Here is an 18,412-nt window from a genome sequence, read left to right as displayed (position 1 = left end):
GGGGTTGTCATGTCGCACGCATCTGATTTGATCAGCGAGGACATCCTCGCCTATCTGGGCCAGCACGAACGCAAGGAAATGCTGCGCTTTCTTACCTGTGGCAACGTCGACGACGGCAAGAGCACCCTGATCGGGCGCCTGCTGCACGACTCCAAAATGATCTACGAAGATCACCTGGAAGCCATTACCCGCGACTCGAAAAAAGTCGGCACCACCGGCGATGACATCGACCTGGCATTGCTGGTCGACGGCCTGCAGGCCGAGCGTGAACAGGGCATCACCATCGATGTCGCTTACCGCTACTTCTCCACCGCCAAACGCAAATTCATCATTGCCGACACCCCTGGCCATGAGCAGTACACCCGCAACATGGCCACCGGTGCGTCCACCTGTGACCTGGCGATCATCCTGGTCGACGCCCGTTACGGCGTGCAGACCCAGACCCGTCGCCACAGCTTCATCGCCTCGTTGCTGGGCATCAAGCACATCGTTGTCGCCATCAACAAGATGGACCTCAACGGTTTCGACGAAACAGTCTTCGAGTCGATCAAGGCCGATTACCTGAAGTTCGCCGAAGGCATCGCGTTCAAGCCGACCACCATGGCCTTCGTGCCGATGTCGGCGCTGAAAGGCGACAACGTGGTGAACAAGTCCGAGCGCTCGCCGTGGTACACCGGCCAGTCGCTGATGGAAATTCTTGAAACCGTCGAAATCGCCAGCGACCGCAACTACACCGACCTGCGTTTCCCGGTGCAGTACGTCAACCGTCCGAACCTGAACTTCCGTGGTTTCGCCGGCACCCTGGCCAGCGGCGTCGTGCACAAGGGCGACGAAGTCGTTGTGCTGCCGTCGGGCAAGAGCAGCCGTGTGAAATCCATCGTCACCTTCGAAGGTGAGCTGGAGCACGCCGGTCCTGGTCAAGCGGTGACGCTGACCATGGAAGACGAGATCGACATCTCTCGCGGCGACTTGCTGGTGCATGCCGACAATCTGCCGCAAGTGACTGACGCGTTCGACGCCATGCTGGTGTGGATGGCCGAAGAACCGATGCTGCCGGGCAAGAAATACGACATCAAGCGCGCCACGACGTACGTGCCGGGTTCGATCACCAGCATCGTCAACCGCGTTGACGTGAACACCCTGGAAGAAGGTCCGGCCAGTTCGTTGCACTTGAACGAAATCGGTCGGGTCAAGATCAGCCTCGACGCGGCCATTGCGCTGGACGGTTACGCGAGCAACCGCACCACCGGTTCGTTCATCGTCATCGATCGTTTGACCAATGGCACTGTCGCGGCCGGCATGATCATCGCTCAGCCGTTGAGCCATGGCACCAGCACGCATCACGGCAAACTGGCGCACGTCGCCACCGAAGAACGCGCGCAGCGCTTCGGCCAGCAACCGGCCACCGTGTTGTTCAGCGGCTTGTCGGGCGCCGGCAAAAGCACCCTGGCTTACGCAGTTGAGCGCAAGCTGTTCGACATGGGGCGCGCGGTGTTTGTACTCGATGGCCAGAACCTGCGTCACGACCTGAACAAAGGTCTGCCACAGGATCGCGCCGGGCGTACCGAGAACTGGCGTCGTGCGGCGCACGTTGCGCGTCAGTTCAACGAAGCGGGTCTGCTGACACTGGCAGCCTTCGTTGCGCCGAGTGCCGAAGGTCGTGAGCAAGCCAGGGAGCTGATCGGCAAGGAGCGTCTGCTGACGGTCTACGTCCAGGCCTCTCCGACGGTCTGTGCCGAGCGTGACCCACAAGGCCTGTACGCGGCGGCCGGGGATAACATCCCAGGCGATTCCTTCCCGTACGACGTGCCGCTGGACGCCGACCTCGTGGTCGATACCCAGTCGCTGTCGCTGGAAGAAAGCGTCAAGCAAGTGCTGGATCTGCTGCGCAAGCGTGGCGCGATCTAAGCGCTAGCCGTTAATAAAAAACCCGCCGATGAGTGATCATCGGCGGGTTTTTTGTGCCTGGTGATCAGTTAGACGGGTATTCGCGATTCATCTGCGCAAGCAGCGCATCCTTGTCCTGCCACAACTGGTTGATCCAGCCCTGAAACTGCAATCGATACTCGCCGTCCTGGTCGTAGTTCTTGCCAATGAACTGCGGTGGAATCTTCAGCTCCTGAAAGTGCACCACCACATCCTTCACATTCCCACAGAGCAAATCCCAGTAACCGGGACGCCCGGCCGGGTAGTGAATGGTCACGTTGACGATGGCTTCCAGCTGCTCACCCATGGCATCCAGCACAAACGCAATGCCGCCTGCCTTGGGCTTGAGCAAATGCTTGAACGGCGATTTCTGCTGGGCATGCTTTCCCTCGGTGAAGCGCGTGCCTTCGACGAAGTTGAAAATCCCCACCGGGTTATGGCGAAACTTGTCGCAGGTCTTGCGGGTGGTTTCCAGGTCTTTGCCTTTCTTCTCCGGGTGCTTTTCCAGGTAGGCCTTGGAGTAGCGCTTCATGAACGGAAAGCCGAGCGCCCACCACGCCAGACCAATCACCGGGACCCAGATCAGTTCCTGTTTGAGGAAGAACTTCAGCGGGCGAATCTTCCGGTTCAGCACGTACTGCAACACCATGATGTCGACCCAGCTCTGGTGGTTGCTGGTGATCAGATACGAGTGCTGATAGTCCAGACCTTCCAGGCCGCTGAGTTTCCAGCGCGTGTGTCCGAGCAAATCCATCCACGCTTTGTTGTTGCTGATCCAGGCTTCGTGGATATGGCTCATCAGCCAATCGGTAAAACGCTGGGCGGCGGGGAAGGGCAATACCAGTTTGAAAATCGCCACGATGAACAGCGGTGTGCAGCAGGCAATCGTGTTCAGCGCCAACAGCAGCGAGGCAATCACGCCTCGCAGCGGTGCAGGTAGGGAATCCAGCATTTAAAGATCCAAAGGTCGGTTGGCAGCTTGAATCGCGGTCAACGCGATGGTGTAGACGATGTCGTCGACTTGCGCGCCGCGCGGCAGGTCGTTCACCGGTTTGCGCAGGCCTTGCAGCATCGGCCCGAGGCTGACGCAGTCGGCGCTGCGCTGCACGGCTTTGTGGGTGGTGTTGCCGGTGTTCAGGTCGGGGAACACGAACACTGTGGCGCGACCGGCGACCTGGCTGTTCGGTGCCAGTTGCCGGGCAACGGTTTCGTTGGCGGCGGCGTCGTATTGCAACGGGCCGTCGATCAGCAGCGAGTTTTGTTGTTCGTGGGCGAGCAATGTCGCTTCGCGAACCTTCTCGACTTCTTCACCGCTGGCCGATTCACCGCTGGAGTAGCTGATCATCGCCACGCGTGGGGTGATGCCGAACGCAGCGGCCGAATCCGCGCTTTGCAACGCGATCTCGGCCAGTTCGCTGGCGCTCGGGTGCGGGTTCATCACGCAGTCGCCGTAAACCAGCACTTCCTCGGGGAAGAGCATGAAGAACACTGACGACACCAGCGTGCAGCCCGGCGCCGTTTTAATAAGCTGCAGGGCCGGGCGGATGGTGTTGGCGGTGGAGTGAATGACGCCGGACACGAGGCCGTCGACTTCATCCAGCGCCAGCATCATGGTGCCGATCACCACGGTGTCTTCCAGTTGCTGCTCGGCCATCGGCGCGTTGAGGCTTTTGGTTTTGCGCAGGGCGACCATTGGCTCGACGTAGCGTTCGCGAATCAGATCCGGGTCGAGAATCTCTAGCCCCGGTGGCAACTCGATGCCTTGGGCGCGAGCGACGGCTTCGACGTCCGCCGGTTTCGCCAGTAACACGCAACGGGCAATACCGCGCGCCTGACAGATCGCCGCGGCTTGCACCGTCAGCGGCTCGCTGCCTTCAGGCAGAACGATGCGCTTGTTGGCGGCCTGGGCGCGCTGGATCAATTGATAACGGAACACGGCGGGCGACAGGCGCATCTCCCGAGGCGTGCCGCAGCGTTGGTGCAGCCACTTGGCGTCGAGGTGGCTGGCGACGAAGTCGGTGATGATCTCCGCACGCTCGCGGTCGTCGATCGGGATTTCCTTGTTCAAACCGTTCAACTGGTTAGCGGTGTCGTAGGAACCGGTGCTCACCGACAACACCGGCAGGCCCGCCTGCAACGCGCCACGACAGAGGTCCATGATGCGCGGGTCGGGCAGGGTGTCGCTGGTCAGCAACAGGCCGGCCAGCGGCACGCCGTTCATGGCCGCGAGGCTGACGGCAAGGATGATGTCGTCGCGATCGCCGGGCGTCACCACCAACACACCGGGCTTGAGCAGCTCCACGGTGTTGCGCATGGTGCGGGCGCAGATGATGATTTTGGTCATGCGCCGGGTTTCGTAGTCACCGGCATTGAGAATCTGTGCGCCCATCAGGTCGGCGACGTCTCGAGTGCGCGGGGCGTTCAATTCCGGCTGGAACGGGATGCAACCCAGCAGACGGAAATCGCCACTGCGCAGCAAGGGCGAATGCTCTTTCAAGCGCGAGGCGAAGGCCTCCATGCTCTCCTCGGTTTTGACCTTGTTGAGGATCACGCCGAGGACTTTCGGGTCTTTCGGGCCGCCGAACAATTGCGCCTGCAATTCCACTCGGCCGGACAGCTCGGTCAGCACTTCGTTTTCCGGCGCCGAGACCAGGATCACTTCGGCGTCGAGGCTTTTCGCCAAGTGCAAATTGACCCGCGCGGCGTAACTGGCGCTGCGGGTCGGGACCATGCCTTCGACGATCAGCACGTCTTTGCCGACAGCAGCCTGTTGATAAAGGGTGATGATTTCTTCGAGCAACTCGTCCAGTTGACCATCGCCGAGCATGCGCTCGACGTGCGCCAGACCGAGCGGCTGAGGCGGTTTCAAACCGTGAGTGCGCGCCACCAGTTCGGTGGACCGTTCAGGCCCGGTGTCACCCGGGTGCGGCTGGGCAATCGGTTTGAAAAAACCGACCTTGAGGCCGGCCCGCTCAAGGGTACGCACCAGCCCGAGGCTGATGGAGGTCAGACCCACACCAAAATCGGTGGGCGCGATAAAAAAAGTTTGCATGCGGATTCTCTGGAGGTGCATGGCAATGGTGACGGCCTATGTCTGGCCGTTTACCGAAATTCAGTCGCCAAGGTTATCGCTAACCGAGCCTTGTGCGCACCAACCGCAATCAAAGGGCTGGCCTATTTTTTCAATACGTTGCGCGGGGTCCAGGACCCAGGCGCGCGATTGCCACGGTGGCTGGTGGCGCAGGTGCTGGGTGTGACCGCAGGAAAGCTCGGCCACCCAGTGCCCGTTCTCATCCTGATGGAAACCTGTGACCGTCGAGCCTTTCGCCGCCCCCCGTCTGTCCGGGTTGTGTTCGCTTTCGGGCGATTGCTTCGCTAAACTTGGCCTTTCTATATTCTTTTGCAAAAGGTCTCGCCCCATGCTGATCGCCGCCAATAAGGCTGTCTCCATCGACTATACCCTGACCAACGACGCTGGTGAGGTCATCGACAGCTCCGCCGGCGGCGCGCCGCTGGTTTACCTGCAAGGCGCAGGTAACATCATTCCGGGCCTGGAAAAGGCTCTGGAAGGCAAAGCAGTCGGTGACGAACTGACTGTCGCCGTAGAACCTGAAGATGCCTACGGCGAATACGCTGCCGAACTGGTCAGCACGTTGAGCCGCAGCATGTTCGAAGGCGTCGACGAGCTGGAAGTGGGCATGCAGTTCCACGCATCCGCTCCGGACGGCCAGATGCAGATCGTCACCATTCGCGATCTGGACGGCGACGATGTCACCGTCGACGGCAACCACCCGTTGGCCGGTCAGCGCCTGAATTTCCAGGTCAAGATCATCGACATCCGTGACGCCAGCCAGGAAGAAATCGCTCATGGTCACGTCCATGGCGAAGGTGGCCATCACCACTGATTTTCTGCGCTAAGCTTTCGAGAACTGGAGAGGCGCCCGAGGGGCGCCTTTTTAGTCCGCGGCTGTCCCTGGTGACACCGCCAAGTGGCTGTTTCGAGAAGAACACGGGAATCTGGAGTTCGTCATGAGTGCTTTTCACGACCTTAAATTGACAGGCCTGGATGGTCAGGAGCTACCTCTGGCGCCCTTCAAGGGGCACGTCGTGCTGGTGGTCAACGTCGCCTCCAAATGTGGATTGACCCCACAATATGCGGCGCTGGAAAACCTCTACCAGCAATACAAGGACAAAGGCTTCAGCGTGCTGGGCCTGCCGTGCAACCAGTTTGCCGGTCAGGAACCGGGCTCCGAGAAAGAGATCCAGGAATTTTGCAGCCTCAACTATGGCGTGACCTTTCCGTTGTCCAGCAAGCTGGAAGTCAACGGTCACGATCGTCATCAGCTGTACCGTCTGCTGGCGGGCGAGGGTGCTGAATTTCCCGGTGACATTACCTGGAACTTCGAAAAATTCCTGCTGGGCAAGGATGGTCGCGTGCTGGCGCGGTTCTCGCCGCGTACGGCGCCGGATGATCATGCTGTCATCCAGGCGATCGAAAAAGCGCTGAGCTAAGAAGAAAGATCAAAAGATCGCAGCCTCGTTTCACTCGACAGCTCCTACACAGCCACGCGGTTCATGTAGGAGCTGTCGAGTGAAACGAGGCTGCGATCTTTTTGTTTCTGCCTTTTGATCCTTAATCACCAAAATCAATAGTGCTGTTCAGCGCGGCTGACTCTCCATATTATCGCCGTCATAAAGTCTATATCCCGTGGAGCGTCCCATGCCCGTCAAAGCCCTGTTCAAACCGTTCCACCTCGGCACCCTCGAACTGCCGACCCGCGTCGTCATGGCGCCGATGACCCGCTCGTTTTCGCCGGGCGGCGTTCCCAATTCCAAAGTGATCGAGTACTACCGTCGTCGCGCTGCTGCGGGTGTGGGTCTGATCATCACCGAAGGCACCACCGTCGGCCACAAGGCTTCCAACGGCTACCCGAACGTGCCGCATTTCTACGGTGAAGCCGCATTGGCCGGCTGGAAGAAAGTGGTCGACGCGGTTCATGCTGAAGGCGGCAAGATCGTTCCGCAGCTATGGCATGTCGGCAGCGTGCGCCGTATCGGCACCGAGCCGGACGCCAGCGTGCCGGGTTACGGTCCGTCGGAGAAATTGAAGGACGGTCAGGTCGTGGTTCACGGCATGAGCAAGCAAGATATCCAGGACGTGATCGCCGCGTTTGCCCAAGCCGCCAAAGATGCCCAGAGCATCGGCATGGACGGCGTGGAAATTCACGGTGCCCACGGCTATCTCGTGGACCAGTTCTTCTGGGAAGGCAGCAACCAGCGCACTGACGAATACGGCGGCAGCCTGGCTAACCGTTCGCGTTTTGCCATTGAACTGATCCAGGCGGTGCGTGCAGCGGTCGGGGAAGGTTTCCCGATTATTTTCCGTTTCTCGCAGTGGAAGCAGCAGGATTACACCGCGCGTCTGGTGCAAACACCGGATGCATTGGGCGAATTCCTCAAGCCGTTGTCCGACGCCGGCGTGGATATTTTCCACTGCTCGACGCGCCGTTTCTGGGAGCCGGAGTTCGACGGTTCCGAGCTGAACCTGGCCGGCTGGACTCGCAAGCTCACCGGCAAGCCAACCATCACCGTCGGCAGTGTCGGCCTGGACGGCGAGTTCCTGCAGTTCATGGTCAACACCGACAAGATCGCGCAGCCGGCCAGCCTGGAAAAACTGCTGGAGCGTCTGAACAATGACGAGTTCGATCTGGTGGCGGTTGGTCGTGCGTTGCTGGTGGACCCGGACTGGGCGCAGAAAGTGCGTGACGGCCGTGAAGAAGACATCCTGCCGTTCAGCCGTGAGGCGTTGATGACCCTGGTTTAAGCCGAGGATCAATGCCTGAGGCAAGCGGGGCCTGACAAGCCCCGCGCAACTGTCCTTCAAACTGCTCGATAATCGCCGCCCACCCCTGACGACTCGCATGCTGGCGCGCATTAAGCCGCACGCAGCGCAAGGTTTCGCGCTCCTCCAGCAGCCAACGTGCCGCATCGCAGAACGCCTCTTCATCCCCAGGCATAGCCAGTACGCCGTTGTAGCCATGGCGAATATGCTGGGCTGCCGCAGCCTGATCGTACGCCACCACCCCCAGCCCCGAGGCTAATGCCTCAAGCACCACATTGCCGAAGGTTTCGGTCAGGCTCGGAAACAGAAACACATCCCCCGACGCATAGTGACTGGCCAAGGCTTCGCCGCGTTGTGAACCGCAGAAAATCGCCTCGGGCAATTCCTTTTCCAGCATTGATCGTTGCGGCCCGTCACCGACCACAATCAATTTCATTTTTCGCTGTGGATAAGTCATTTTCAGCGTGTCGAAGCACCGCTTGAGCAAGCCAAGATTCTTCTCCTGGGCCAAACGTCCTACGTGGATGAAGGCAATATCGTCCTCGGCCAGTCCCCATTGCTCGCGCAGCGATTTCAGCCGTTTGGCCGGATGAAACAACTGGCTGTCGACGCCTCGAGAGAGCAACGCCAGGCGCTCGAAACTACGGCGTTCCAGTTCCAGTCGCTGGCTGGCGCTGGGCACCAGGGTCAGGGTCGAGCGATTGTGAAACCAGCGCAGGTAGTGAGTCAGTAAGCGTGTCAGCAGCCCGAGGCCGTATTGGCTGGAGTACTGCTGAAAATTGGTGTGAAAGCCGCTGACCACCGAAATCCCCAAGCGCCGTGCCGCGCGCAATGCCGACAACCCCAGCGGTCCCTCGGTGGCGATGTACAACACGTCCGGGCGATGCCGTTTCCAGCGCCGCAGCAACTTGTGCATCGACGACTGACCCCATTGCAAACCGGGATAACCCGGCAGTGGCCAGCCTCGACACAACAGCAACTCATCGTTGCTGCCCATGAGCGGGTCGCCACCCTGACGCGGTCGCACCAATTCCACCTGGTGCCCGCGCGCGCGCAAACCGTCACACAAGCGGCCGAGGGTATTGGCCACTCCGTTGATTTCGGGAGGGAAGGTTTCGGTGATCAGGGTGATATGCAGAGCTGTCGTCATGACCTCAGTGTCGGCTGAGGCCATGTCGTCAGTGTGACGGTGGGATGATGAATTTGTGACCGAATCAGCGCTGGACGACCAGGTTTTCCGCGCCGCGTTCACGCACCCAGAACAAGGTCGCACCCGCCACGGCGGCCGGCATCATCAGGATGTTGACCACCGGAATCAGCAGCACCAGATAAACACTGCCGCCGAAGCTCATGCTCTGCCAGCGCTTCTCGCGCAGCCAGGCGAGCATTTCGTTCCAGCCGAGTTTGTGGTTGTCCGCCGGGTAGTCGATGTACTGGATCGCCATCATCCACACCCCGAACAGCAGCCACAGTGGTGCAGCGATGATGTTCACCACCGGAATGAACGAGAGGATAAACAGCCCGATGGCGCGCGGCAGGAAGTAGCCGAGTTTGCGCATTTCCCGGGCCAGGGTGCGGGGGATCATGGCGATCAGTTCGCCCCAACTGAAGGACGGGAAGTCGTCAGTGCCACGCACCACGACTTCGACTTTTTCCGCGAGGAAACCGTTGAATGGCGCGGCGATGACGTTGGCCAGCATGGTGAAGGTGAAGAACACCATCAACACCACCAGCACCACGAACAACGGCCAGAGGACATAACTGAGAAAACTCAGCCAGTCGGGCAGGGACGGCATCAACGTATCGACCCACAGGCTGAATTGATGGCTGGCCAGGTAGATCAATCCGACGAACAGCACCAGGTTGATGACCAGCGGCAACAGCACAAACAAACGCAGGCTTGGGCTCAGGACCAGCTTGAGGCCTTCGCGCAGGTATTGCGGGCCGGACAGAACGGGGGCGGGCATAACGTGCTCCGAGCAAAGGGGAAACGCGCCGACCTTACCGGCTTTGCCTGACGGGCGAAAGCGCGGTAGCAGCATCGACATTAACTGTAACAAAGGCGCCTATGCATCCTTCGTGATGGGATAGAGACCGCCTATGAGCTGGATTGTTAAACCGTATTTCCTTAATCTTCGCCCCCTCGATACGCTGCACCCCATACTTTTTACAGGACTGTCGAGCTCAAGCCTTCCCCAAGTGCTTTCAACGGTCCTTTTTTATTCCCGCCGGCAACCCGGCGTTCCGTGCCAGATATTTCGGGCCGGTCAACAGGAGCAGGTCATGTCTGAAGTCCGTCATTCGCGAGTGATTATTCTCGGTTCCGGCCCTGCCGGTTACAGCGCCGCGGTCTATGCCGCTCGTGCCAACCTCAAGCCACTGCTGATCACCGGCATGCAAGCCGGCGGTCAACTGACCACCACCACCGAAGTCGACAACTGGCCTGGCGACGTCCACGGCCTGACCGGCCCGGCGCTGATGGACCGCATGAAAGAGCACGCCGAGCGCTTTGAAACCGAAATCGTCTTTGATCACATCAATGCCGTGGACTTCGCTGCCAAGCCGTACACCCTGACCGGCGACAGCGCGACCTACACCTGCGACGCCCTGATCATCGCGACCGGCGCCAGCGCTCGTTACCTGGGTCTGCCGTCGGAAGAAGCGTTCATGGGCAAAGGCGTTTCGGCCTGCGCAACCTGCGACGGTTTCTTCTACCGCAACAAGCCAGTGGCCGTGGTCGGTGGCGGCAACACCGCTGTTGAAGAGGCGCTGTACCTGGCCAACATCGCCAGCAAGGTCACCCTGATCCACCGTCGCGAAACCTTCCGCGCCGAGAAGATCCTGATCGACAAGCTCAACGCCCGGGTTGCCGAAGGCAAAATCGAGCTGAAGTTGAACTCGACTCTGGACGAAGTTCTGGGCGACAACATGGGCGTGACCGGTGCCCGTCTGAAGAACAATGACGGCAGCTTCGACGAGCTGACAGTCGACGGCGTGTTCATCGCCATCGGCCACACCCCGAACACTTCGCTGTTCGAAGGTCAGTTGACGTTGAAAGACGGCTACCTGGTTGTGCAGGGCGGCCGTGACGGCAACGCCACTGCCACCAGCCTCGAAGGTATCTTTGCTGCCGGTGACGTGGCAGACCACGTTTACCGTCAGGCCATCACCTCGGCCGGCGCCGGCTGCATGGCGGCACTGGACGCCGAGCGCTACCTCGACGATCTGCAGAACGCTTGATTCTGATTCTGTAGAAAGCAAAAAACCGGCTTCGGCCGGTTTTTTTGTGCGCGCAGATTCAGATTGTCAGGACAGTTTTGCGAAGCACGCCTCGAGGATATCCAGCCCTTCCTCCAGCACCGCTGCCTCAGTAGTCAGCGGTGCCAGCAGCCGAATGATGTGGCGCGACTTGCCGCTGGGCATCAGCAGCAAACCGGCGTCTCGCGCCAGCGCCAGCAGCTGCGTCAATTGCGCCGAGGCCGGTGTGCCGTCGGCATTGGTCAGCTCGATGCCGCGCATCGCGCCAACGCCGGTCAAGCGGCCCAGATACGGGGAAAGCTTGTTGGCGCGCCAGGCCTCGTAGCGGCTGACGATGGCTTCTTCCTGTTGCGAGCCCCAGGCGTGCAGGTTCGCATCGGTCATTTCGTCCAGGGTTGCCAGTGCTGCGGCGCAGGCAATCGGGTTGCCTGAATAGGTGCCGCCCAGTCCGCCCTTGGGCAAGGTGTCGAGCAGCGACTTGCGCCCGACGACCGCGCCCAGCGGTACACCGCCGGCGATGCTTTTAGCGAGCAGGATCAGATCGGGTTCAATGCCCAGTCGCGAGAAGGCAAAACGCTCACCAGTGCGACCGAAGCCGGACTGGATTTCATCAGCAATCAGCAGGATATTTTTTTTATCACAGAAGCGACGTAGCGCCTGGGCGAACTCTACGTCCAGCGACAGGAAGCCCGATTCGCCCTGCACCGGTTCGACGATAAAACAGGCGACGTCATCGACGTCGATCTCGACGCTGAACAGCCGGTCCATGGCTTTCAGGGCCTCGGCGCAGGTCACGCCGTTGTCCTTGCTCGGGAAGGGCAAGTGAAAAACCGGACCGGGCAGCACGCCGACTTTCTGTTTGTAGGGCGCAACTTTGCCGTTGAGGTTGAGCGTGGCGAGGGTGCGGCCATGGAAGGCGCCGTCGAAGGCGATGACGGCCGTGCGACCGGTGGCGCCACGGACGATCTTCAGGGCGTTTTCCGCCGCTTCAGCGCCGCTGTTGGTGAGCATGCCGCTGACCGGGTAGTCCACCGGAATAAACGCGGTGAGACGATCCATCAGTTCAATGTAGGGCACATGCGGGGCGGCGTTGAACGCGTAGTGGGTCAGCCGGGTGGCTTGTTCGCGAATGGCCTCGACGATGCGCGGATGGCAATGGCCGAGGTTCAATACACCGATGCCGCCGACGAAGTCGATGTAGCGTTTGCCATCGGTGTCCCAGACCTCGGCATTTTTGCCGTGGCTGAGCGTGACGGGATGAACGATGTTGATCGACTGGCTGATGGTTTCGCTGCTCATGGATACCTGACTCAGAAGAAGGGATGCTTCTTTTTATCTAAGCCGTGAGCAGCGGTGCCCGGCAAACGAAATAAAGTTGCCGGGTTAATCTTAAAAGTCGGGATGTGTTTGGAAGTGTTGAATCAGCGGCGAGTCAGCGGCTGTTGAGTGAACTTCACACCGGCCAACCCATGAGCGATCAACGCGCGGATATTGCCGTGATCGCTGCCTTCAGGCGTGGCCACCACCGAACGGTAATGCTCGCCGAACGCCAACAACGCTTCTTCATCGCTCAAGCCTTCCAGCAACGCCAGGCCCAGGGTCTTGCACGAGCCTTCATTCTGCCCGGCTGCGTTTTCCACGCCGCCATTGTTGAAAGCCTGAGGCTGATAGTCGTAGCCGGCGGCGATGAAGGCCAGGGTGTCGGCAAAAACGTGTTCGCCGCTCTTGAGGCTGGCGCGCAGGGTATTCAAATCACTCATTGGGTTTTCCTTTGGCGAACGCCGCTTGTTGTTCGGCGTTGGCTTCTTGCTGGTATTGGGCTTTCCACTCGGCGTACGGCATGCCGTAAACCACTTCGCGGGCGTCATCGAGGCTGACCTCGATCTGGCGTTCGTCGGCAGCGGCCTTGTACCACTTGGACAAGCAGTTGCGGCAGAAACCGGAGAGGTTCATCAGGTCGATGTTCTGCACATCCTTGCGGCTGTCCAGGTGGGCGACCAGCCGGCGAAAGGCGGCGGCTTCGAGTTCCAGGCGTTGTTGATCGGTCATGGCGGGCTCTGTGCAATCAAATCGTGCGCGGATGATAAAAGTCTGACGAACAATGCGCCAGACGCGGTCAGCGGCTCGCGGCCAGGGTAATCGATACTGACTCGGCAAAACGCAGGGCGTGGGGCTTGTCGACTTCGACCTCGGCATACAACACCGACTCGTTGGCCATGACCAGATCGAGAATTTCCTGAGTCAGGCGCTCGAGCAGGGCGAAGCGATTACCCTCCACGTGGGCGATGATCGCCTTGGTGATGGTGCGGTAGTTCAGCGCGTGATCGATGTCGTTGTCACGCACCGCTTCCTGAGCGGCATACAGGATGGTCAGGTTGATCAGCACGTCCTGCTTGTTGAGGATTTCATCTTCGTTGATCCCGATGAAGGTCCGCAGGCACAGGTTCTTGACCCGGATGCGTGCCGTTCCTGGTTGAAGTTGTGGCATTGCTACTTGCTCCGTCCAATCAATTGCAGGAACTCCTGGCGGGTGTTGCTCGACTCGCGGAAGGCGCCGAGCATCACCGAGGTGTTCATGGTCGAATTCTGTTTCTCGACGCCGCGCATCATCATGCACATGTGCTTGGCTTCGATAACCACCGCGACGCCTGCCGCACCGGTCACTTGCTGCACCGCGTCGGCGATTTGCCGAGTGAGGTTTTCCTGGATTTGCAGGCGCCGGGCGAACATGTCCACCAGTCGTGCAATCTTCGACAGGCCCAGCACCTTGCCCGTTGGAATATAAGCCACATGCGCCTTGCCGATGAAGGGCAGCATGTGATGTTCGCAGAGCGAGTACAGCTCGATGTTGTCGACGATGATCATTTCATCGTTGTCGGAAGCGAACAGTGCGCCGTTGACGATCTCTTCGACACTTTGCTCATAACCATGGCAGAGGTACTGCATGGCTTTTGCCGCGCGAGCCGGGGTTTCTTGCAGACCCTCGCGGTCGGGGTCTTCACCGAGGCCGATGAGGATTTCGCGGTAGCTTTTGGACAGGGCGGTCTGGGACAGGGATAACGTCATGGAACATCCTCGCGGGAGCCGCTTATTTGATGTGCCGTCCGCCGTTGACGGTCAGGGTCGTGCCGGTGACATAAGGGTTATCGAGCAAATAACGCAGGCTCTGGTAGATCACTTCGCAGCCGGGTTCGATACCCAGCGCGGACTTGGCCAGTGCCTTGGCGCGGTACGCCGCGTCGTCGTCGGGGTTGAACATTAGCAGGGCTGGCGCGATGCCGTTGACCTTGATTGTCGGCGCGTATTTCGCGGCGAAGGACAGGGTGAGGCTGTCGAGCCCGGCTTTGCTGGCGCAGTAGCCAATGTGCTTGCTGCTGCCCCTGCGGGTCACGTCATCGCTGATGTGCACGATGTCCGCCGGGCTTGAGCGTTGCAGCAAGTCGGCACAATGCAGATTGATCAGGTAGGGCGCCAGCATGTGGACGTTGAACATGCGGGTGAAGGCTGCGGCGTCGGTGTCAGGGGTTTCGGCCAGCCATTCGGAGGCGTTATGGACAATCGCCCGCAGGCTGTCGGTGTGGTTTTTCAGTTCGCTGATGAACGCGAAGATTCCGGCTTCAGTGGAGAAGTCGGCAAACACCGCGGTCGCCCCCAGGTCGCGCAGGGTTTGTACGCCGGGGCGTTCACTGCGGTAGCTGAAGATCACCGGCTGGCCATCCTCGAGCAAACGCTGCGCACAGTGCAGGCCGACACGTTGGCCGGCACCGGTGATGAGGATCGGGGCTACGAAAGAGGTCATGAACGGCTCGCGTCGCGGTAAGAGCAAAACTATACCAGCGACGGGAGGCGTACACCTATTGTGGTGGCAGGCTTAGCGATTCTGCGTCGAAGGCTCGGTGGGCAGCGGCCGCTGCGGTGTGGTGTTCAGCCAGTTGGCCAGCAGTCGGGTCGACAGCGGAATGAAGAAGTAAACCATCAGCGGGGTCAGGCACAAGGTGCTGATGAACACCCGGCTCAGCAGACCCATGTCGCTCAGCAACGGCCCGAGGACAACGTTGAACAGCAGGGAAACCGGAAAGAATGCCAACCAGATCGCCACGGCCTGTTTCCAGCGTGGTGGTCGCTGGTCGGCGGCGCCGAACCAGCCTTCGATGCCGCTGACACGATGTTCCGTTGGATGGGCAAACAAGTCGCTGCCGCGTGCCAGCCAGGCGGTGCGCGATACAGAATGCTCCCAGGCGTGCAGCGTCTGCTCGTCGGCAAAGCGGAAAATAATCTGGAATTCGTCATCGTCGGGCGGCGGAGCGAGCACGCCAGAACCGAGATAGCCGGGAAAATCGGTAGCCAGTTGTTCACCTTCGTGCAACCAGGCGATCAGGTCTTGATAACGCCCATCGGCGACGCGGCGCGCAACCATCAGCGTGACGGGTGAGGTAGACATTGTGTATCTCCATATGACAATCGCGTCGCTCCGGATAGGAGTTTCGCCAGGCGCAGCGCCGGGGTGGTGGGCTGCGTCTTGGAACAAGCAAGGATTATTCCTGATTCTGCCTGGAACGTCAGTGATATTCGTCGCCATCAACGTCTTGTAGGGTGTGGGGGCAGGGGAGGTAGAATGGGATCCAATTTATACATGGACGTAGAATTATAAAATGCCTGTCCTGACTGACGTTGTTCCTGGATTGCAGCCCGGTCTTCCACTCGAGCAGGAAGAACTGTTTCCGATACGTGAAGTGGCGCGCCTGACGGGGGTCAACCCGGTCACGCTACGAGCATGGGAGCGCCGCTATGGGCTGATACAGCCCGCGCGCACCGAAAGTGGGCACAGATTGTATTCGATGACCGAAATCGATCGGGTCCGCAGTATCCTTGGCTGGATCGAACGCGGCGTTGCTGTCAGTAAAGTCAGCAAGATCCTGGCCAGGGTTGAACCGCTTCAGGCTCTGTCGCACATCATCCCGAATGAACTCGTGCAAGCTGACTACTCGCAATGGCAGCAGCAAGTTCAGTCGGCGGTGAGTGCCTTTGATGAGGTTCAATTGGAGCAGATCTATGGACAGATCTTTTCCAGTTATCCGCTGACTGTCGTGTTTCAGGACATTCTGCTTCCACTCTGGAAGCGATTGCTGCAGCGCCATGAAGCGTTCGGTCAGGCCAGCGAGTGGTTTTTCCTGGATGGTTTTTTGCGTTCTCGAGTGTTGCAACGCCTGTTGCTGGTGCGTGTCCTGCAGCCTCGACGGGTAATTGTCTGCGCCCTCAACGATCAGTGCCGTGAACTCGAAGTGCTGGTAACCGCGCTGTTTCTGAGCAGTGTCGATTCGGCTATTCAAGTGTTGGCTATCGGTCAGCCATTCGATGAATTGACCCTGGTCTGCGAAAGAGTCAAACCCAAGGCGCTGGTGCTGGTTTCCAATCACGCGCCTGCGCCCGAGTTGCCACGGCGATTGAAGCGCCTGGCCTTGAGCCTGGATTGTCAGTTGATGCTGGCGGGGGATGCGTCCGATCTTGTGCAGGAAAGCCTGGCTGGATCGTCGATTGGATGTCTGGGAAACGAAGGAATGGTCATGCGTCAGCGTTTGAAACAGTTCCTGACAGGCAACCTGGACACTTGAATCAGAGATGCATGGCCGGATGCGTCAGCCGATGCTGTTGAAGGATGTACTGGCGCAGACGCTCGGTTTCGTCCTTGTCACCCTGATTCAACTGATAGGCAAAGAAGCCGCTCTCGGTTTCTTTCTCGAAGGTGCCGCGCAACGCGATGCGCTCGTAGCCAGACGGGCTGAACCATAAGGCGAAATGTTTGGGCGGTTTGGTCTTGTTGCGAACTTCCAGCAAGACCCCTTTGAACGACACTTCATGCACCCACAGGGTGCCGGGCTGGCCATTGGCATTCTCCAGCGCTACCGGTTCTTCGAGGACCAGACGCCAGGGCCGGATCATCGGTCCGTCTTCATAGATGCTGGGGACGCCGAGGCGTAAATGCAGCGCATGAAACTCGTCTTCAACCAGGTGCAGCGGGAAGGTCATTTGCTGATTTTCGAAGTGGGCCTGGATGGTGACTTGCTCATGAGCGGCAAGGCGCGTGAGCAGGTCACGAATCTGTGAACCACCGTTGACGAGCAGGCTCGACGTCGCATCCCGCACATTGAGTTGCGGGTTGTGTTGCATAGTCTGGATAAAATCCAGCTCATCCTGGGTCAGGAGTGCGTCGCGTTGCATGATCAGCTCGACAGAAAAAGTTACAAAGTCACCGGTGATTGTAGTTAATGACAATCAATTCTTCGTTTTGTTTTCGCCGTTCGTCGCTTTTAGTGCGGCAAGCTCGGCCTGGACCTCAGCCAATTGCGCCTCCAACTGCGCGACTCGCTGCTGCGCCTTGACCTGAACGGTGACGTTTTTTTGCACACCAATGAAATAAGTCTGTCCGTCATTCGGGTTCTTCACCGTCGAAAGGGACAGCTCGTTCCAGAACGGCGTGCCGTCCTTACGATAATTCCTGAGGATTTCCCGGCAGGAACCGCCACTGCTCAAGGCCTCGCGAATCAACGGGAGAGCTTCCTGGTCGCGGTCCCCGGACTGAAGAAAACGGCAATCCTGGTAGAGGACTTCTTCGCTGGTGTAACCCGTCAGGCGTTCGAATGCCGGGTTGACGTAAATCAGGATGTTGTCCTGCTCGCCTTCCTTTTCGGCAATCACGATGCCGTCGTTGGAAGCGTTGATCACCATTTGCAGCAGTTGGGCGTTAATCATCGGAGAGTCCTTTCCAATTTGATTGTGGGATGCATTCTAAAAGAACGCTGAGAACTTTCTACTGGCCACCAGCGTTAATTGAGAGTCAATCGCAGCTTTTTTGCCACGGCTGTTAATATCCCCCGTCTTTTTACTCAGCTTCAGGATCAGATTGATGAAAGTCGCCATCCTTTCCGGCTCGGTGTACGGCACGGCTGAAGAAGTCGCCCGCCATGCCGCAAATATTCTAAAAGCAGCGGGTTTCGAAACCTGGCACAACCCGCGTGCGACCCTCGCCGATGTTCAGGCCTTTGCTCCTGAAGCCTTCCTGGCGGTGACCTCGACCACCGGCATGGGCGAACTGCCGGACAATCTCCAACCGTTGTATTTCGCCATTCGCGACCAGTTGCCGGCTGCCTGGCATGGCTTGCCGGGTGCCGTGATTGGCCTGGGTGATGCGAGTTACGGCGACACGTTTTGCGGCGGCGGCGAGTTGATGCGCGAATTGTTCGGCGAGCTGGGAATACGTGAAGTCCTGCCCATGCTGCGCCTGGACGCCAGCGAAAGCGTGACGCCGGAAACCGATGCCGAGCCTTGGCTGGCGGAGTTGGTCAGCGCTCTGCGGGGCTGACCGGCCACTCGCGCAGCAAGGCGAGC

At 59.3% G+C, this 18,412-nt stretch carries 21 protein-coding genes; 7 read left to right on the top strand and 14 right to left on the bottom strand.

Annotated features, from left to right (window positions below):
• Window positions 1-9: 9 nt before the first annotated feature.
• The gene (cysN, locus tag ACSQ87_RS27235) at window positions 10-1,908 is read left to right on the top strand and encodes a sulfate adenylyltransferase subunit CysN (protein WP_223429857.1); all 1,899 of its coding nucleotides are present in this window, start codon (window positions 10-12) and stop codon (window positions 1,906-1,908) included.
• 64 nt (window positions 1,909-1,972) lie between these two features.
• On the opposite strand, the gene ACSQ87_RS27230 is transcribed toward cysN, so the two are convergent.
• From ACSQ87_RS27230 to ACSQ87_RS27220, 3 genes are read right to left on the bottom strand one after another with little or no spacing between them, the layout of a single operon-like run.
• A complete protein-coding gene (locus ACSQ87_RS27230; protein WP_223429856.1) occupies window positions 1,973-2,878 on the bottom strand; it encodes an acyltransferase in 906 nt (301 codons plus the stop codon).
• Window positions 2,879-4,978 (bottom strand): phosphate acetyltransferase, encoded by a 2,100-nt coding sequence (gene pta, locus ACSQ87_RS27225; RefSeq protein ID WP_095129433.1) that lies wholly within the window; start codon window positions 4,976-4,978, stop codon window positions 2,879-2,881.
• Between the two features lie 60 nt (window positions 4,979-5,038).
• Complete coding sequence (locus ACSQ87_RS27220; RefSeq protein ID WP_223429855.1) at window positions 5,039-5,377, bottom strand: DUF3565 domain-containing protein; 339 nt, start codon at window positions 5,375-5,377, stop codon at window positions 5,039-5,041.
• On the opposite strand from ACSQ87_RS27220, the gene ACSQ87_RS27215 reads away from it, so the two are divergent.
• The 3 genes from ACSQ87_RS27215 (at window position 5,346) to ACSQ87_RS27205 (ending at window position 7,750) form a co-directional block, all read left to right on the top strand.
• Complete coding sequence (locus tag ACSQ87_RS27215) at window positions 5,346-5,831, top strand: FKBP-type peptidyl-prolyl cis-trans isomerase (protein ID WP_007901600.1); 486 nt, start codon at window positions 5,346-5,348, stop codon at window positions 5,829-5,831. The genes ACSQ87_RS27220 and ACSQ87_RS27215 overlap by 32 nt on opposite strands.
• A gap of 124 nt (window positions 5,832-5,955) precedes the next feature.
• Window positions 5,956-6,438: a glutathione peroxidase gene (locus tag ACSQ87_RS27210; protein ID WP_223429854.1), complete on the top strand. Its 483-nt coding sequence runs from the start codon at window positions 5,956-5,958 to the stop codon at window positions 6,436-6,438.
• 208 nt (window positions 6,439-6,646) lie between these two features.
• Window positions 6,647-7,750 carry an NADH:flavin oxidoreductase gene (locus tag ACSQ87_RS27205; RefSeq protein ID WP_223429853.1) on the top strand — a complete coding sequence of 368 codons (1,104 nt, stop codon included), beginning with the start codon at window positions 6,647-6,649 and terminating at the stop codon, window positions 7,748-7,750.
• Here the strand turns inward: ACSQ87_RS27205 and ACSQ87_RS27200 are convergent.
• Window positions 7,719-8,942: a glycosyltransferase family 4 protein gene (locus ACSQ87_RS27200; RefSeq protein ID WP_436274780.1), complete on the bottom strand. Its 1,224-nt coding sequence runs from the start codon at window positions 8,940-8,942 to the stop codon at window positions 7,719-7,721. The genes ACSQ87_RS27205 and ACSQ87_RS27200 overlap by 32 nt on opposite strands.
• A 40-nt stretch (window positions 8,943-8,982) precedes the next feature.
• Window positions 8,983-9,735, bottom strand: a complete 753-nt coding sequence (gene cysZ / locus ACSQ87_RS27195; protein ID WP_150658817.1) for a sulfate transporter CysZ — start codon at window positions 9,733-9,735, stop codon at window positions 8,983-8,985.
• 316 nt (window positions 9,736-10,051) lie between these two features.
• Between cysZ and trxB the strand changes: the two genes are divergently transcribed.
• Window positions 10,052-11,008, top strand: a complete 957-nt coding sequence (gene trxB, locus ACSQ87_RS27190) for a thioredoxin-disulfide reductase (protein ID WP_033057935.1) — start codon at window positions 10,052-10,054, stop codon at window positions 11,006-11,008.
• A 66-nt stretch (window positions 11,009-11,074) separates the two neighbouring features.
• On the opposite strand, the gene ACSQ87_RS27185 is transcribed toward trxB, so the two are convergent.
• The 7 genes from ACSQ87_RS27185 to ACSQ87_RS27155 form a co-directional block, all read right to left on the bottom strand.
• Window positions 11,075-12,325: a 2-aminoadipate transaminase gene (locus tag ACSQ87_RS27185; RefSeq protein ID WP_436274779.1), complete on the bottom strand. Its 1,251-nt coding sequence runs from the start codon at window positions 12,323-12,325 to the stop codon at window positions 11,075-11,077.
• Between the two features lie 122 nt (window positions 12,326-12,447).
• Window positions 12,448-12,786, bottom strand: coding sequence for a HopJ type III effector protein (locus ACSQ87_RS27180; protein WP_008037347.1), 339 nt, complete (start codon window positions 12,784-12,786; stop codon window positions 12,448-12,450).
• Window positions 12,779-13,075, bottom strand: a complete 297-nt coding sequence (locus ACSQ87_RS27175) for a DUF1244 domain-containing protein (protein WP_008150700.1) — start codon at window positions 13,073-13,075, stop codon at window positions 12,779-12,781. The genes ACSQ87_RS27180 and ACSQ87_RS27175 overlap by 8 nt, the downstream gene beginning before the upstream one ends.
• A gap of 67 nt (window positions 13,076-13,142) precedes the next feature.
• Window positions 13,143-13,514 (bottom strand): dihydroneopterin triphosphate 2'-epimerase, encoded by a 372-nt coding sequence (folX, locus tag ACSQ87_RS27170; protein ID WP_150658820.1) that lies wholly within the window; start codon window positions 13,512-13,514, stop codon window positions 13,143-13,145.
• A 2-nt stretch (window positions 13,515-13,516) separates the two neighbouring features.
• Complete coding sequence (gene folE / locus ACSQ87_RS27165; protein WP_223429849.1) at window positions 13,517-14,092, bottom strand: GTP cyclohydrolase I FolE; 576 nt, start codon at window positions 14,090-14,092, stop codon at window positions 13,517-13,519.
• Between the two features lie 22 nt (window positions 14,093-14,114).
• Window positions 14,115-14,825: a dihydromonapterin reductase gene (gene folM, locus ACSQ87_RS27160; RefSeq protein WP_436274778.1), complete on the bottom strand. Its 711-nt coding sequence runs from the start codon at window positions 14,823-14,825 to the stop codon at window positions 14,115-14,117.
• 72 nt (window positions 14,826-14,897) lie between these two features.
• Window positions 14,898-15,467: an antibiotic biosynthesis monooxygenase gene (locus tag ACSQ87_RS27155; RefSeq protein WP_223429847.1), complete on the bottom strand. Its 570-nt coding sequence runs from the start codon at window positions 15,465-15,467 to the stop codon at window positions 14,898-14,900.
• Window positions 15,468-15,678: 211 nt separating this feature from the next.
• Here ACSQ87_RS27155 and ACSQ87_RS27150 point away from each other — a divergent pair, with 211 nt between their 5' ends.
• Window positions 15,679-16,638 carry a MerR family transcriptional regulator gene (locus tag ACSQ87_RS27150; RefSeq protein ID WP_436274777.1) on the top strand — a complete coding sequence of 320 codons (960 nt, stop codon included), beginning with the start codon at window positions 15,679-15,681 and terminating at the stop codon, window positions 16,636-16,638.
• A 1-nt stretch (window position 16,639) separates the two neighbouring features.
• On the opposite strand, the gene ACSQ87_RS27145 is transcribed toward ACSQ87_RS27150, so the two are convergent.
• Both ACSQ87_RS27145 and ACSQ87_RS27140 read right to left on the bottom strand, forming a co-directional pair.
• Window positions 16,640-17,245 (bottom strand): hypothetical protein, encoded by a 606-nt coding sequence (locus tag ACSQ87_RS27145; protein ID WP_223429845.1) that lies wholly within the window; start codon window positions 17,243-17,245, stop codon window positions 16,640-16,642.
• 54 nt (window positions 17,246-17,299) lie between these two features.
• Window positions 17,300-17,776 (bottom strand): PAS domain-containing protein, encoded by a 477-nt coding sequence (locus ACSQ87_RS27140; protein ID WP_436274776.1) that lies wholly within the window; start codon window positions 17,774-17,776, stop codon window positions 17,300-17,302.
• A 154-nt stretch (window positions 17,777-17,930) separates the two neighbouring features.
• Between ACSQ87_RS27140 and ACSQ87_RS27135 the strand changes: the two genes are divergently transcribed.
• On the top strand, window positions 17,931-18,386 hold the full coding sequence (locus ACSQ87_RS27135) for a flavodoxin (RefSeq protein ID WP_223429843.1): 456 nt from the start codon (window positions 17,931-17,933) through the stop codon (window positions 18,384-18,386).
• Window positions 18,387-18,412 lie beyond the last annotated feature (26 nt).

It is taken from the genome of Pseudomonas sp. LjRoot277, from assembly GCF_964253845.1.
Classification (GTDB): domain Bacteria; phylum Pseudomonadota; class Gammaproteobacteria; order Pseudomonadales; family Pseudomonadaceae; genus Aquipseudomonas.
This window is presented reverse-complemented; position numbering and strand designations above follow the sequence as displayed.

Coding starts and splice junctions, on each gene's coding strand:
- ACSQ87_RS27140 (WP_436274776.1), bottom strand. CDS start 17,776: ATGATTAACGCCCAACTGCTGCAAATGGTGATCAACGCTTCCAACGAC.
- ACSQ87_RS27145 (WP_223429845.1), bottom strand. CDS start 17,245: ATGCAACGCGACGCACTCCTGACCCAGGATGAGCTGGATTTTATCCAG.
- ACSQ87_RS27220 (WP_223429855.1), bottom strand. CDS start 5,377: ATGGAGACAGCCTTATTGGCGGCGATCAGCATGGGGCGAGACCTTTTG.
- ACSQ87_RS27200 (WP_436274780.1), bottom strand. CDS start 8,942: ATGGCCTCAGCCGACACTGAGGTCATGACGACAGCTCTGCATATCACC.
- ACSQ87_RS27175 (WP_008150700.1), bottom strand. CDS start 13,075: ATGACCGATCAACAACGCCTGGAACTCGAAGCCGCCGCCTTTCGCCGG.
- trxB (WP_033057935.1), top strand. CDS start 10,052: ATGTCTGAAGTCCGTCATTCGCGAGTGATTATTCTCGGTTCCGGCCCT.
- ACSQ87_RS27205 (WP_223429853.1), top strand. CDS start 6,647: ATGCCCGTCAAAGCCCTGTTCAAACCGTTCCACCTCGGCACCCTCGAA.
- ACSQ87_RS27180 (WP_008037347.1), bottom strand. CDS start 12,786: ATGAGTGATTTGAATACCCTGCGCGCCAGCCTCAAGAGCGGCGAACAC.
- pta (WP_095129433.1), bottom strand. CDS start 4,978: ATGCAAACTTTTTTTATCGCGCCCACCGATTTTGGTGTGGGTCTGACC.
- ACSQ87_RS27230 (WP_223429856.1), bottom strand. CDS start 2,878: ATGCTGGATTCCCTACCTGCACCGCTGCGAGGCGTGATTGCCTCGCTG.
- ACSQ87_RS27155 (WP_223429847.1), bottom strand. CDS start 15,467: ATGTCTACCTCACCCGTCACGCTGATGGTTGCGCGCCGCGTCGCCGAT.
- ACSQ87_RS27150 (WP_436274777.1), top strand. CDS start 15,679: ATGCCTGTCCTGACTGACGTTGTTCCTGGATTGCAGCCCGGTCTTCCA.
- ACSQ87_RS27135 (WP_223429843.1), top strand. CDS start 17,931: ATGAAAGTCGCCATCCTTTCCGGCTCGGTGTACGGCACGGCTGAAGAA.
- cysZ (WP_150658817.1), bottom strand. CDS start 9,735: ATGCCCGCCCCCGTTCTGTCCGGCCCGCAATACCTGCGCGAAGGCCTC.
- ACSQ87_RS27215 (WP_007901600.1), top strand. CDS start 5,346: ATGCTGATCGCCGCCAATAAGGCTGTCTCCATCGACTATACCCTGACC.
- folX (WP_150658820.1), bottom strand. CDS start 13,514: ATGCCACAACTTCAACCAGGAACGGCACGCATCCGGGTCAAGAACCTG.
- folM (WP_436274778.1), bottom strand. CDS start 14,825: ATGACCTCTTTCGTAGCCCCGATCCTCATCACCGGTGCCGGCCAACGT.
- ACSQ87_RS27185 (WP_436274779.1), bottom strand. CDS start 12,325: ATGAGCAGCGAAACCATCAGCCAGTCGATCAACATCGTTCATCCCGTC.
- folE (WP_223429849.1), bottom strand. CDS start 14,092: ATGACGTTATCCCTGTCCCAGACCGCCCTGTCCAAAAGCTACCGCGAA.
- ACSQ87_RS27210 (WP_223429854.1), top strand. CDS start 5,956: ATGAGTGCTTTTCACGACCTTAAATTGACAGGCCTGGATGGTCAGGAG.
- cysN (WP_223429857.1), top strand. CDS start 10: ATGTCGCACGCATCTGATTTGATCAGCGAGGACATCCTCGCCTATCTG.